This is a genomic window from Desulfosporosinus metallidurans, assembly GCF_001936615.1.
Taxonomy (GTDB): Bacteria; Bacillota; Desulfitobacteriia; order Desulfitobacteriales; family Desulfitobacteriaceae; genus Desulfosporosinus; species Desulfosporosinus metallidurans.
In genome coordinates this window covers 14,866-28,390 of sequence record NZ_MLBF01000054.1, presented here as the reverse complement: position 1 = coordinate 28,390, position 13,525 = coordinate 14,866, and the positions used below count along the sequence as shown (strand labels likewise).

Annotated in this window: 8 protein-coding genes; 4 read left to right on the top strand and 4 right to left on the bottom strand. The window is 46.2% G+C overall.

Features of this window, described 5'->3' with window-relative positions:
* Positions 1 to 421: 421 nt before the first annotated feature.
* Positions 422 to 1,690, bottom strand: a complete 1,269-nt coding sequence (gene tyrS / locus DSOL_RS21310; RefSeq protein WP_075366793.1) for a tyrosine--tRNA ligase — start codon at positions 1,688 to 1,690, stop codon at positions 422 to 424.
* A 516-nt stretch (positions 1,691 to 2,206) separates the two neighbouring features.
* Here tyrS and DSOL_RS21305 point away from each other — a divergent pair.
* Entirely contained in the window at positions 2,207 to 4,837 is a 2,631-nt protein-coding gene (locus DSOL_RS21305; RefSeq protein ID WP_075366792.1) for a transglycosylase domain-containing protein, read from the top strand.
* A 140-nt stretch (positions 4,838 to 4,977) separates the two neighbouring features.
* Here DSOL_RS21305 and DSOL_RS21300 read toward each other — a convergent pair whose 3' ends face one another.
* Both DSOL_RS21300 and DSOL_RS21295 read right to left on the bottom strand, forming a co-directional pair.
* Positions 4,978 to 7,341 carry an endonuclease MutS2 gene (locus DSOL_RS21300; protein WP_075366791.1) on the bottom strand — a complete coding sequence of 788 codons (2,364 nt, stop codon included), beginning with the start codon at positions 7,339 to 7,341 and terminating at the stop codon, positions 4,978 to 4,980.
* 57 nt (positions 7,342 to 7,398) lie between these two features.
* Entirely contained in the window at positions 7,399 to 9,954 is a 2,556-nt protein-coding gene (locus tag DSOL_RS21295) for a U32 family peptidase (protein ID WP_075366790.1), read from the bottom strand.
* A 389-nt stretch (positions 9,955 to 10,343) separates the two neighbouring features.
* Between DSOL_RS21295 and DSOL_RS21290 the strand changes: the two genes are divergently transcribed.
* From DSOL_RS21290 to DSOL_RS21280, 3 genes are all read left to right on the top strand, one after another.
* Positions 10,344 to 11,348, top strand: coding sequence for an ABC transporter substrate-binding protein (locus tag DSOL_RS21290; protein WP_427854440.1), 1,005 nt, complete (start codon positions 10,344 to 10,346; stop codon positions 11,346 to 11,348).
* A gap of 99 nt (positions 11,349 to 11,447) precedes the next feature.
* The gene (locus tag DSOL_RS21285) at positions 11,448 to 12,347 is read left to right on the top strand and encodes an ABC transporter permease (RefSeq protein ID WP_075366789.1); all 900 of its coding nucleotides are present in this window, start codon (positions 11,448 to 11,450) and stop codon (positions 12,345 to 12,347) included.
* Between the two features lies 1 nt (position 12,348).
* A complete protein-coding gene (locus DSOL_RS21280; RefSeq protein WP_075366788.1) occupies positions 12,349 to 13,143 on the top strand; it encodes an ABC transporter ATP-binding protein in 795 nt (264 codons plus the stop codon).
* Positions 13,144 to 13,243: 100 nt separating this feature from the next.
* Here DSOL_RS21280 and DSOL_RS21275 read toward each other — a convergent pair whose 3' ends face one another.
* Entirely contained in the window at positions 13,244 to 13,501 is a 258-nt protein-coding gene (locus DSOL_RS21275; RefSeq protein WP_075366787.1) for a cell division protein ZapA, read from the bottom strand.
* Positions 13,502 to 13,525: the final 24 nt, after the last annotated feature.

Here is a 13,525-nt window from a genome sequence, read left to right as displayed (position 1 = left end):
CCTCTTGGGCCGGATCTACATCTTAGCATTTTCAACTCGCGTTGTCAATAACTAATTTGTTTTGCCCTCTACATTAGCTACCGTCGCTTTTCTGCTTCAGTAGTTTGTTTTGCGGCACTTGGATATATTAACATTTGAATACTATCTTGTCAACTACTCTTTATAATATATGGTTTTGTTCTGTGATATGTCACCATAGTTCTTTGAAACTGAATCCATCTATGATAGTGTACATATTTCACGCCTTAGTAGTATCTGATGATGATGTAGAAGAAGAGGACAGAGCTACTGGATCACAGGCACACAGCACATTCTATCCTCATAAATCATAGTCGTTAGCATTTTTAATCGTCCAAGCGCTTTTATAAATGTTGCACCTCAAATGAAGCGTCTTCTTTCCAAGGCCTGAAATGTTACGATGTTAATTTTCTAATTTTATAAGATAGTAGTTTTTCTTTCCGCGGCGTACGACCAGATATTTTTCAGCCAATCGTTCCAGTTGAGAAACGGCTGTTTCAACATTTGTATGGCGAATATCATTGATATAAATTGAGCCGTTCTCTATTGCTTCCCGGGCCTGACGTTTGGAAGAAACTGCCCCCGCTTGTATCAACATATCTACAAGCGTGATCTCCAAGTTTTCGATAGTTGCGGAAGGCACATCACTAAACCCATCTTCAATTTCAGTAGCCGAAAGATCCTTAAGACCTCCCCCAAAAAGTGCACTTGAAATTTTCTCTGCTCTCTCAAGAGCATCTTGTCCGTGAACTAACTTTGTCACTTCTGTAGCCAATATCCGCTGAGCCCTTCTTTTTTCGGGTTCCTTTTCTACCCCTCCTGCCAGTACAGCAATCTCATCTAATGAAATAAACGTAAAGTATTTAAGGAATTTGACAACATCCCTGTCATCCGTATTCATCCAAAATTGATAGAATTTATACGGCGACATTTTTTCTGGATCCAACCAAACTGCTCCCGCTTCAGTCTTACCAAATTTTGTCCCATCACTTTTAGTAACGAGTGGCATGGTCAACCCATGCATTTCCTTCGCTTGATCAACTGACGTCCGTCGTATTAATTCAATACCCGAAGTGATATTGCCCCACTGGTCACTGCCACCCACCTGCATCTCACAACCATACATCTCATTGAGTTTCAAGAAATCGTACGATTGAAGGATCATATAACTAAATTCCGTAAAGGATATCCCTTTACTCATCCGTGTTTCGACTGCATCTTTGGCGAGCATGGCTCCGAGAGGAAAATTCTTGCCAATGTCACGGAGGAATTCAATCACCTGGAGGGAACCTAACCATTCATAATTATTGGCAAGAATGGCTGGATTTACTCCGGTCTCAAAATCCAAGAAACGCTCTAGTTGATTTTTTATCTTTTGAGCCCACTGTTGGACAACCTCTTTTGGGTTTAGCGTGCGTTCGGACACTTTACCGCTGGGGTCACCAATAAGCCCGGTTCCCCCTCCCACTAAGGCGATTGGTTTATGTCCTGCGAGTTGGAACCGTCTCAAAATCAAAAGTGGTAAAAGGTGTCCAATATGTAAGCTATCTGCAGTCGGATCAAATCCGCAATATAGCGTAATCGGACCAGCTTCTAATCGTTTACATAATGCTTTCTCATCCGTATGCTGGTATATAAGTCCTCGACCCTGTAATTCCCTGAAAAAATCCATAGTTTTTTCCTCCTTGTTACTCACACTTTACAATCCGGCTCAACCGTCATGTTCCTAAACCTCTTTACAAAACGCCAAAATTTAAATTAAATTAGAGTTGAGTAAAACGCAGAAATCCCCCAACCCAAGGTTGAGGGACGAAAACACTTCCGCGGTACCACCCACATTGATGCCGTAATTTACGTTAACGAGCATCCAGCTTAAACAGCGATAACGAGCTGACCCGAGAGATTTTGACTCTAGTCCTGAGGTGTAACTCCTCGGTTTCTGGGTCGGTTTGCACCCCACACCGACTCTCTGCTTCCTTCCACCAAGTCTCTTCTCAGTCATACCATTTACTATATGTACATAAGCTACTCCTGTATTATACCGTGTCTAAGTTGTGCTCGCAACTAATCTGATTTTTGATTTGTCCTTAGTCTGATAGGATTTACTTAGAGTAGTAGAAGTATGATATAATTCAGGAAAATTATTCGTTTAGAGCCTCATTCTTTTTACTATAGGAGGTAACAGATTATGCGTTCATCCCGGAAACCAACGGGTCCTCAGCACCGAAAACACTCATCCAAACTCCGGATCATTCTCACGTCCATTTTGAGTTTGATAATACTTGCGCTGATCGGCATAGGGATTTTTGTCGGAATTGCTGCGGCAGGTACTCCAAAATGGGATCCTAATGCACTCGATAACCAAAAACAAACCTCTTATGTTTATGACAAAGACAACGCCCAAATTGCACAATTACACGCCGGGGAAAACCGCCAAATTGTCAAGTCTTCTGATATTCCTGACCTTGTTAAGAAAACCTTTGTCGCAGTTGAGGACAAACGCTTTTATCAGCATTTCGGTGTTGATCCCATTCGGATTATCGGTTCAGCGGTGAATGACATCCGCTCGAGAAGTGCGAAAGAAGGGGCGAGTACCATTAGCATTCAACTTGCTCGGAATGCTTTTATTGAAGATCCAACCGCCAAAACGCTGACTCGTAAGATTCAGGAAGCGATTCTTGCTATCCAACTTGAGCACGAATACACCAAAGATGAAATCCTTACCTTTTACCTCAATAGAATTTTTCTGGGAGAATCTTCATTTGGAATCCAAACCGCTGCCAAAACATACTTTGGCGAAGACCTTAAGGATTTAAAACCTGATCAGATTGCTCTATTGGCAGGTTTACCACAAGCCCCAAGTCAATATAATCCTTATGTACATCCCGATGCCGCCAAAAACCGTCGCACTATCGTTCTCGGAGTCATGCGAGACTCCGGGCTCATCTCTTCAAAAGATTATGACACCTACAAAGATGCTCCCTTTACCTATGTGGAGAGCATGAAAAAGAACCTCGATGGGGCTCAGAAAGTTACAATGGCTGATACAGGTTACAAGTTTCCTTCATTTGTAAATAAAGTCATTGACGAATTGGAAACAACTTATAATTTAACCGAAGATCAAATCTACAGCGGAGGGTTGAAGATTTATACAACAGTTGACCCGAAAATCCAAACTGCTGCCGAAGCTGTATTTGCTGACCCGTCCAATTTCCCTAGAGGAATCGATAAAACGAAAATCCAAGGCGCCATGACACTCCTTGATCCTTCCACGGGAGAGATTCGAGCTATGGTCGGGGGACGTGACTATACTACCGGTGGATGGAACCGAGCCTGGCGAACCAAGCGACAACCCGGATCGACCATCAAACCCTTGGTTGTCTACGGCCCAGCCATTGAGAAAGGTGGATATTTCCCCGGCACTGTTCTTGATGATATGCCCGTGCGCTACGGGACTTACAGCCCTACGGATTTTGATACCATCGACAAAGGTTGGAAAGGCCTTATCACCATGCGCTATGCCCTTGAGGACTCTGTCAATGTCTATGCGGTCAAGCTCTTGAACTCCATTGGTGTGGATTACGGCTGGAAGTTTGGTAAAGATAATCTCGGGCTCCCTCTAGAACAGGGCGATCGCAATTTGACGTTGGCGCTTGGCACGCCAACTGTTTCTACGCAGGATATGGCCGCCGCTTATGGGGTTTATGCCAACAATGGGGTTAGCGTTACAGATCATACCGTCGTAAAAGTCTTAAATTCCACGGGAAATACCGTCATTACCCCGAAAATCACTAAAAACCGGGTCATGAAAGAAACCACTGCCTATATTATCAACGATATGTTACGAAGCGTTGTGACGGACGGAACTGGTGTTAGCGCCCAGATTGGAAACTGGGCGGTTGCGGGTAAAACCGGTACTACTTCGCTCGACTCCAATAAATATGGCAATAAATCTGGTAATCCTGATGCTTGGTTTGCTGGATATACTCCAAATTACGCTGGAGTTGTTTGGATGGGCTACGACTCTGACCCAGACGGACAACATTATTTACGCAACGTTTATGGCGGGAGCTTCCCCGCCCAGATCTGGAGAAAAGTTATGACAGTAGCTCTACAAGATCTCCCTGTGCAATCAAAATTTACGATGCCCTCTGGGATTGTCAGTGGATCCTACGACATGAAATCTGGGTTACTGCCCAGTAGTTTAACTCCTGCCACGTTTGTCGGGACCGAAATCGCCGCCCAAGGAGATCTGCCCACTCGGGTCAGTGATGTATGGATACAAAAAAATGTTGACGCAGATCATCCGAACATGTTAGCGACTTCGAAAACAAGGAATGTAGAAGCCAAAACCTTCTTGAATTTACCCAATCGTGATCCATCATGGACATGGCCGTCCAATGAAGCCCCTTACAGACCACCTACGGAAACAGCTCCTGATCCGGTAGCCGATCCAAATCCAGTAATTCAACCCCCTGTCAACTCTACACCCCAAGTGGATCCAACTCTTCCCTCGCCTACGCTTGGCCAGGTCACATATGATGCCAAAACATATAAGGCAATAATCCCCATGACGGTCCCAGCTGGAAATGAGCAAGATTCCACGATCTTTTACCTACAACGTTCGGGCCAGACCACAATGGAGAGTTTTTCCATTAAGGCTTCGAACGCAAAATCAACCTCCATCACCATCTCACTGGCTGAAAATGGAAAGCCTCCTATTCCTGGTGAGTATCTCTTCTGGGCCGCATTTCAAAACCGAAACGGCTCCGGGGTCGGGCCACCTTCTGGAAGTGTGAAGTTAACACTGACCGACTAAGCATGGTCGTTTATAAACACCTGGATTCAACGTAAATAGTAACGAAAGAACCAAAACATAAAATAAAGAACAGCATTGAGGACCCGAAGGTTTTCAATGCTGTTTCTTTACGTTTCTAGCCTAAGAAGATTCTATCTTCTTTACTTTAACTCAACAACCGTGACTCCAGAGTCCCCTTCCCCATATTCCCCAAGCCTGAAGCTTCGCACATGCGGGTGACCTCTCAGAAAATCCTGTATCCCTGCTCGCAAAGCCCCAGTTCCTTTGCCGTGAATTACATAAATCAGTCCGATTCCGCCGAGAACGGCGTCATCCAAATATTTATCCAGAACTTCCGTTCCCTCTTCGACGAGCATCCCTCTCAGGTCAATTTCACTGCGCATCTCCTCTGCCTTTCGCAGCCCAATATTCGCTTCACGCGAATACTTGGGTGGAGTTTTCTTCTCATCTAGGGTCAATTTTAATTCGGCCAAGGGAACCATAATTTTCATAATGCCCGCTTGAACTAGAACTTCTCCGTTAGCATTCGGGAGCTTGACGACTTGCCCTTTCTGCCTAAGCTTCGTCATCTGAACCGTCTGGCCTAGTTTGAGCTGATCGGCCAGTAGCCCACTGCCAGAGCGTTGTACTTGCCGACCATTGTCTAACTTTGCGGAGATACGCCGAAAGCCTTGGCGTGCCTTTTCAATATCTCGTTGTTGTTTGTTATCCTTTCTAAGGGCCTCTTTTAACTCCTCAATAATAGCATCAGCTTCCCGTTTAGCCTCACGAATAAGCTCACCGGCTTCCTCTTTGGCCAAGCCGATCAAGATCTCATATTCCTCGTCCAAGCGAATTGTCTTTTCTGCCAAAGCCTTACTTTGCATTTCGACCGCTTGCCGCCCTGTTTCAGCCTTTTGTTTTTCTAATTCAATCTCCCGATGGGTTTCACCCAAGTTCTCGATGAGATCAGCCACCTGCATTTCCCGTTCCGTCACAAAAGTATTAGCTCTTTCAAGAACACGCTCGCTCAAACCCAGACGTCCAGCAATCGTAAAGGCATTGCTCTTACCGGGAATCCCGACTAACAAGCGATACGTTGGACGCAAAGTTTCCGTATCAAATTCTACGGAAGCATTTTTAACGCGTGGGGTTTCATAGGCGAATGTCTTTAGTGCTCCATAGTGAGTTGTTGATACCGTTCGGCACCCTCGTTCATGCAGTTCTGCCAAAATGCCCATAGCCAGTGCTGCCCCTTCTGTCGGGTCTGTCCCAGCCCCCACCTCATCGAGCAAGACCAAAGATCGTCCGTCTGACCGGTCAATAATTTCTACGATGTTTCTCATATGCCCTGAGAAGGTACTTAAAGATTGCTCAACACTTTGTTCGTCCCCAATGTCCGCAAATATTTGAGTGAAAACCCCCATGCGAGAGTCACTTTCCGCCGGAATGTGTAAACCAGACTGAGTCATTGCTGCCATCAGCCCAACGACTTTCAGAGCCACCGTTTTTCCCCCAGTGTTGGGCCCGGTAATGACTAACGTGTCAAAGTCAATCCCCAATTCTATGGAGAGTGGCACAACCGTTCCGCCAATCAACGGATGTCTCGCCTGAACGAGCTTCATTTGCTGCCCGGCGACCAATTCAGGTGCACCTGCGTTCATCGCCACACTTAAATGCGCTTTGGCAACTACAAGATCTAATTGGGCTAAGGCTTCATGAAGCTCGGCAACCGCATCAGCACGCGCCTCAATCTGGGCAGAGAGCATTTGGAGAATTCGCTGGACTTCACGTTGTTCCTTCATAACCACTTCACGCAGTTCGTTTCCGAGATGGACCACAGGCATGGGTTCAATAAAAAGGGTTGCACCGCTGGCCGATTGATCGTGGACAATGCCAGGAAATGCTGCGCGATATTCCTGTTTGATAGGTATCACATAACGATCCGAACGTTGCGTGATAATGGGATCTTGCAGCATCTTCTGATAGGCAGAATTGCGCAAGGTTCCCTCTAGGCTTTCCCGAATACGGTTCTGCAAACGAGTAAGGGCACGCCTAAATTCCCCCAATTCCGGGGAAGCATTGTCTGCGACCTTACCATCTTCTGCAATGCAGCGGGAGATTTCATCCTCCAAATCCTTCTGCGGTTCAATGGGTAACGTAATCTCCCATAATCCAGGAAACTCCACTTTAGATTCCAGAAAGAGCTGTTTTATTTTCCGTCCTACTTGCAAAGTATCTCGAATCTCAAGCAACTCCTCACCATGAATGACCCCTCCGCGCAAACAACGCTCGATATACGGACGGATCTCTTTGGCCCCTCGGACGGAAAAGAGAGGATTCCCACGCAAGAGATTCTTTCCCTCTTCCGTTTCTTGCAAAACCAAACGCACTGATTCCCAAGCAACGTGAGGGGTTAATCCCATCGCCAGTTCCTTGGTGCGGGGAAGAATACAATACTCAGCTAACCGTGCCAGTACCTTCGGAAAATCCAGTTTATTTAGGACTTTATTTTCAATTCCCATAGTTCCTCCTCTGCGATGTCCATGACTCGAACACGACGTTCCTGAGACTAGATGAACCTACAGCACTCCGCGGAAGAAATGCCCTTTCGTGAATCCCTCCGGGAAAAGTGATGTTAACTCAGCCATCCCCTCATCTGACGTCCATGAGGCCTTCTTGCCTAAATTTATGGTATCCCAAGCCTCAGAAAACAAACGAACAATCTGCCGAACTTGCCCAGGTGTTTGCCGAGTCAATTGCAAGCGAACCGTTGAAATCCCCATGCGTCGGATCTGGGCAAGCTCTTCATAGAGGTTAAGGATCTTAACATTAAAAAGATGCATCCGGCACTCCTGGTCCGTCTCTACCGGAAAATCATAACGCATACGATCGCGCAGGTAGTGCGGTTCTTTCACACACGTTCTGGCACAATGTTCCCCTTTTTTCCCGCCCAGCGTTGCCCCCACTGGGCAGTATTCGCTCACCATCATCTCCAGATCTCCAAACGCCAAAAGCTCTACTCCAGGCCATTTCGCTAAATGGGCGAGCTGCTCATGGTGCAGTTCGGGAGAAAGGGTCACCCTTTTAGCTCCCAAACGAAAAAAGTAGGCGAGGCTTGCTTCGTTAAAGACATTTAAGGAATAATCCACTTCAAACGGCCAATCCTCATCAACAGTGCGTATCAGCTCTAACTCCCCGAGGTTCGAAACCATCAGTTTTGGTTTTTTCGCCCACTCCGCCGTCCTTTTCAGGTCCTCTAAAAGGCTGGCACTCTGGGCCTGATTTATGATTCGCGGTAACCGCCAGGCGCAGTCGATACCAAGCTTCCTGCAACTTTCAAAACTAATGCGAATCTCTTCCAGAGAAAAACCACGCTGAGAACGCCAATGTTCCCCACCAACGAGTACCCGGCTAGCGCCCCCTTTCAGTGCCGCTTGCAGGGTTTCCGTGTTACTCACAGCCACAGAAATCTGGGGGATAACGCTCTTCATACTTTGAAAACTTGCTCGTTCTTCCCCTTGACGATGTTTCCAACGTTCTACTCTCTGTCGATACGATTGCCGATCCACCCTTTGCCGGGGCTTCACTTGTAGTAATTCTTCAACCGCTAAGCGACGCATTTCATTAAGATCACTCACCGGCAACATGATACCTTCGTCGATCTCCAATTCTAACTTGTCGAGCCAAAAGGGGGTTGTCCCCAAGCGTCCTAACTGCCGGAAGGCATACTCCCTAGTCAGCGGCCTTTTCAAAGCCTTTTGAGCCACGCTCGTCGAATAAACGGTGACCCTCCGCTCACCCTCCATGACTTCTAAACTCAATTTATCTCCCTTATGCCCCGAAAGGTTCATATTCAATGAACTTTTGCGTTTCTCTCGTCCCTCTTGAAAACTTTCCCGGGCCTTTTCCATCAACACCGCATCATTCGTCTTAAAGACTCGGTCTCCCGGGTGCGCTATGCCAGAAAACTCAATCTGCACGGTTTCTCCGTGTAGCCCCTCTTCAACCTCTGTCTTATCCCTCCAAATGGTTCCAACCGTAACCCCTTCCCGGCCACGCCCTGTCCATAATTCAATTCCGTCCCCAGGATGTATGGCGGCTTCAAGCTTGATAAATAATCGCCCGGATTCCAAACGAACCACTCGGCCAAGGCGCGTCCCCCGGTTGTTTGGACGACTATAGCTCATCAGTTCTGCACCGAGGTTTTCCCGGAAATACCCACTTGTAAAGTCTCGGTTAAACACCTGTAACAATTCCTGATGTTCTTCCGAGGTAAGCAAGGGGCCCCCTTCCGGCTGATCTTCGATTCGGTTTATTGCTTGCTTGTAGAGGCGAATCACGGTTGCCACATACTCCGGTCGCTTCATTCTTCCCTCTACTTTAAGAGAATGAATCCCGATTCGTTTTAACTCCGCCAGTTCTTCCGCTAGATTCAAATCCCGAGGGCTTAACAAATGTTCCCCGGTATTTTTCTGAATTAAAAGGTTCTCTTTCTCTTCATTCACGAGCTGATAGGTCATTCGGCAGGGCTGGGCACATGTGCCACGGTTACCGCTCCGCCCCCCGATAAAGCTCGACATCAGGCATTGCCCTGAATAGCCTATACAAAGTGCGCCGTGCACAAAGACTTCAATCTCTAACGGCGTCTTTGCCGCAATCGTTTTCATTTCATCGGCCGAGGTCTCCCTTGCCAACACAACTCGGCAAAAGCCCAACGCTTCCAAATGCTGAACACCCCAACTTGTGTTAACCGTCATTTGAGTACTCGCATGGGTTTCCATTTCCGGAAGAATCGTATGAATTAACTCCGCCACCCCAACATCTTGCACAATCACGGCATCGACACCGATTTCATGCAAGGTATAGAGATAGTCCAACAGTTCCTGGAACTCTTGGTCGGCAATCAGAATATTTACAGTCACATACACTTTGGCCTGTCGTTCATGGGCATATCGAATCGCCTTTTGCAACTCTTCTAAGTCAAAGTTGGCTGCGCTTGCCCTAGCGCTAAAGCTTTTCCCACCGAGGTAAACCGCATCTGCGCCGTTTTCCACCGCCGCTTTAAACGCCTCAAAACTTCCCGCAGGAGCTAAAAGTTCTAGAGGACGGGATTCTTTAGTTTTTATTTCATCCATTTAATTACTTCCCCTGTTTCTACATTGTGTCAATAATTGATTTCCAGCCGCACTTAGAGCTGGACAACAACTTTATTATAATTGTTTAACTTTAATTTGTACAATTGGTAATTTGCAATGTTTGTAATACTCTTCCACTGTAAATAGTCGTTGCAGGAAACAAAAATTCCCTTTAACAGTGCAAAGCTTCCTGAGCCGTTTGGGGTCTGCTGGATGATGCCAATTACAAATATGTTGAGCAAAAAATTTTCATTGACACCCTTTAGTATATACTTTAATATGAAATTAATTAAAAGTTGGTAGTATGGTAGTACAGTAGGAGATGGGCAATGAAGCACTTCCTGCGGAGGTGTATTTTTTATGCCCGAAATTATGAGGGAGGTATGACGGTGAAAAAGTTACTAGCGTTTGGTCTTAGTCTATTATTGTTACTGAGTTTAGTTGGTTGTGGGGCAACAAAATCAGGGGCGACCGGGGCGACTTCAACAGCAACTGGGGAGAAAAAGGCCATTAAGATTGGAATCGTTCAAATCGTTGAGCATCCAGCTTTAGATGCTGCCCGACAAGGATTTCTGGAAACACTTAAAGAAAACGGTTATGAAGAAGGTAAAAACCTCACGGTTGACTATCAAAATGCTCAAGGGGATCAGTCCGTACTACAATCGATTGCCCAAAAATTCTCATCGGCCAAACTTGATCTTGTCTTAGCCATAGCCACTCCTTCCGCTCAAGCAATGGCTAGTGCCAGCAAAGATATCCCTATTTTAATCACGGCCGTCACGGATCCAGTAGAAGCAAAACTCGTGAATAGCATGGATAAACCCGGGAAAAATGTTACAGGAACCACCGACATGAACCCCTTAAAAGAACAATTTGCACTGATGAAACAATTAGTTCCTTCCGTTAAAAAAGTCGGAGTCATCTATAATGCTGGGGAAGTCAATTCCCAAGTACAAGTAGCCATGGCGAAGAAAGTTGCAGCCGACCTTGGCTTAACTATTGTAGAAGCGACCGTCACCACGAGTGCGGATGTTTTACAAGCTAGCCAATCTCTGGTAGGAAAAGTTGATACCATCTACGTACCCACAGATAACATGGTTGTTTCCGCAGCGCAATCCGTTGTTCAAGTCGCCAATAAGAACAAGATTCCCATCATTTCTGGCGAGAGCAGCGTCGTTGACAAAGGGGCCTTGGCCACAATCGGAATTAACTATAAGAAGCTGGGAAAACAAACCGGCGAGATGGCTCTTAGGGTCTTCAAAGGTGAGAAACCACAAGATATGCCTATTGAAAGCCAGAAAGAATTCGACACTGTACTCAATAAAGCAACCATTACTTTACTGGGTTTAACAGTACCGGATGATGTCCTGAAGAAAGCGACTTTTGCGAAGTAGAATTATTGAACGTCATCCTATGTATTGTGAAATTAGTAATTTAGTTAGTAGTTTATTGACTGTTTAGTTGAAGCAAATGTATGTAATTGGGGTGTTAAGATGTTCTCTCAAATAGCGCTCGGTACAACAGAACAGGGTTTAATGTATGCCATCATGGTTTTGGGGGTCTACCTGACGTTTCGAATTCTCGATTACGCGGACTTGTCTGTAGACGGTAGCTTTACGCTTGGCGCAGCCACCGCAACGTCGATGATTGTCGGAGGGGCTAATCCATGGCTTGCCACCGGAATGGCGTTTATTGTCGGGAACCTCGCCGGGTTATTTACGGGAATACTTCACACTAAGTTTAAAATTACTCCTTTACTCTCAGGGATTTTAACTATGACGGCGCTCTATTCCATTAATCTACGGGTCATGGGGAGGGCCAATATCTCACTCCTCGGGTCACGAACGATCTTTACTGATTTTGCCCAGCTTACGTTTATGGAAGAATATGGTGTCTTCGTGCTCAGTTTAATATCTGTAGTATTCCTCGGGGCCGTCATTTACGTTTTCCTGCAAACCGAATTGGGGCTTGCCTTACGGTCCACAGGGGATAATGAACTGATGATCCGAAGTCTTGGTGTGAACACGGATCTCATGAAAATCCTTGGTCTCAGTATATCCAATGGGTTGGTTGCCCTTGCCGGGAGCTACGTAGCTCAGAATCAACAATTTGCCGATGCCAGTATGGGGATTGGGATGATTATCGCTGGATTGGCTTCCGTCATTATTGGAGAAGTGTTGGTTGGAACCTCTTCGATTGGTCGCACCATTATTGCTGTAATCTGCGGAGGCATCATTTATCGCGTGATCATTGCACTCGTCTTACAGTTGGGTTTGGCACCGACCGATTTGAAATTAGTGACCTCTATAATTGTCATTACCGCTTTGGTTTCGCCCAGCTTCAGGAAAAAGATCGCTTCTTGGGCTGCCGGTGTGAAGGGAGAGGGTGCATAATATGCTAACCGTTCGTAATCTGGTGAAGGTCTTTAACCGAGGAACCATTAACGAGAAAAAGGCATTAGATCGGGTACTCTTGGAACTTGTGCCGAATGATTTCGTCACAGTGATCGGAAGCAACGGAGCTGGCAAATCCACGCTTTTAAACGCCGTCGCAGGCAACTTCCTAGTGGATTCTGGAGAAATCTTCATTGATGGCAAAGAGATCACACGCCTTCCGGCACATAAACGGGCAGACTTAATTAGTCGAGTGTTTCAGGACCCCTTATCCGGTACTGCTGGCTCGATGACGATCGAAGAAAATCTAATTATGGCCTTTCGCAGGGGAAAGACCAGGCGCTTACGCCGAGCCATCGGCCCACAAGAACGAGAGTTCTTTCGTGATAAACTAGAAAAACTCGGCTTGGGCTTGGAAAATCGGTTAACCCATCGCGTCAGCCTTTTATCCGGAGGGCAGCGTCAAGCCTTGACCCTTCTTATGGCAACGTTACAAAAACCCAAACTTTTGCTTCTTGACGAACACACAGCTGCCCTCGACCCCAAGACAGCTGCCAAGGTCTTGGAATTGACTTGTGACGTGACAGAACAGCAGCAACTCACAACCCTGATGATCACCCACAATCTTGACCACGCTCTTGCCTTTGGGAATCGAACGATCATGATGCACGAGGGCCGTGTGATTCTCGACATTAAAGGGATAGAACGAAGTAATATGACGATTAGCCGCTTACTCGAAATGTTTGAGAAAGCCAGTGGATCTCATATGAATACGGACCGCATGATTTTAGCCTAGCCTTTAAGAATATTTTCATTACCACCAAACCTTATACTTCCTGATATGAATAAAAAGGCACCTGATCATTTCAGGTGCCTTTCCCCTTCTGTAATCCCAGTTACTCTGTCTTCTCTCCGAGGAGTTGCATTAAAGTTTCTTGTTCTTCTCGCAACTTCGCAAGTTCATCCGCTAAATTCAGGGCAGTCAAAATAGAAATTTGGTGAACCCCCAAGCGAGGTAACCGTTGAGCGATCAAACGCATCTTCTTATCGACTTCATGCGCCAACCCTTGAATATACGGTGCTGTCCCTTCACCGCGGACCACATGCTTTTCTCCAAAAATCTCAACGGTGATTTTAATTGGTTCATGTGTCACAAATTTCCCTCGCTCTCTCTTTTA

Excerpts from the sequence above, each read along its gene's own strand:
- DSOL_RS21305 (WP_075366792.1), top strand. The coding sequence starts at position 2,207 with ATGCGTTCATCCCGGAAACCAACGGGTCCTCAGCACCGAAAACACTCA.
- DSOL_RS21280 (WP_075366788.1), top strand. The coding sequence starts at position 12,349 with ATGCTAACCGTTCGTAATCTGGTGAAGGTCTTTAACCGAGGAACCATT.
- tyrS (WP_075366793.1), bottom strand. The coding sequence starts at position 1,690 with ATGGATTTTTTCAGGGAATTACAGGGTCGAGGACTTATATACCAGCAT.
- DSOL_RS21295 (WP_075366790.1), bottom strand. The coding sequence starts at position 9,954 with ATGGATGAAATAAAAACTAAAGAATCCCGTCCTCTAGAACTTTTAGCT.
- DSOL_RS21285 (WP_075366789.1), top strand. The coding sequence starts at position 11,448 with ATGTTCTCTCAAATAGCGCTCGGTACAACAGAACAGGGTTTAATGTAT.
- DSOL_RS21300 (WP_075366791.1), bottom strand. The coding sequence starts at position 7,341 with ATGGGAATTGAAAATAAAGTCCTAAATAAACTGGATTTTCCGAAGGTA.